General features: G+C 75.2%; 1 protein-coding gene. It reads left to right on the top strand.

The window, feature by feature from the left end:
* Window positions 1-589 (top strand): penicillin acylase family protein (locus FV223_RS29485; protein ID WP_147730102.1); only part of this gene is annotated, 589 nt, incomplete at both ends.

The following is a 589-nucleotide window of genomic DNA, read 5'->3' as shown; positions in this document are numbered from 1 at the left end:
CGCCGTCGCGCAGCGCCACCGGGCGGCCGATCCTGGCGAGCGACCCGCACCGCGCCTACGCCCTGCCGGCGCTGCGCTACGTCGTCCACCTCACCGCGCCCGGGCTCGACGTGATCGGCGCCGGCGAGCCGGCGCTCCCCGGCATCAGCATCGGCCACAACGGCAAGGCCGCCTTCGGCCTGACCATCGCCCCCTTCGACCAGGAGGACCTGTTCGTCCTCGACGTCGACCCCGGCGACCCGGACCGGTTCCGGTTCGACGGCGGCTGGGCGCCGATCGAGCGGGTGCACGAGCGCATCCCCGTCCGCGGCGAGGCCGACGAGCCGGTCACGCTCGGCTTCACCCGCCACGGCCCGGTGATCTGCGAGGACCGCGCCACCGCCAAGGCCTTCGCCGTCCGCACGGTGTGGTCCGAGCCCGGCGCCGGCGCCTATCTCGGCAGCCTGGCCTATCTCGACGCCGCGACGCCGGAGCCGGGCCTGACCCCGGTCAACATCAACTACGTCTGGGGCATGAGCGACCGGGCGGCGCAGACCTGGGTTCCGGCCTGGGCCTGGCTCGCGGGCCTGATCGTCGGCCTGCCGACCCT

It is taken from the genome of Methylobacterium sp. WL116, assembly GCF_008039455.1.
In the GTDB taxonomy this organism is placed as follows: Bacteria; Pseudomonadota; Alphaproteobacteria; order Rhizobiales; family Beijerinckiaceae; genus Methylobacterium.
Note: the sequence above shows the minus strand (reverse complement) of the source record. Positions and strands in the feature narration are given on the sequence as shown.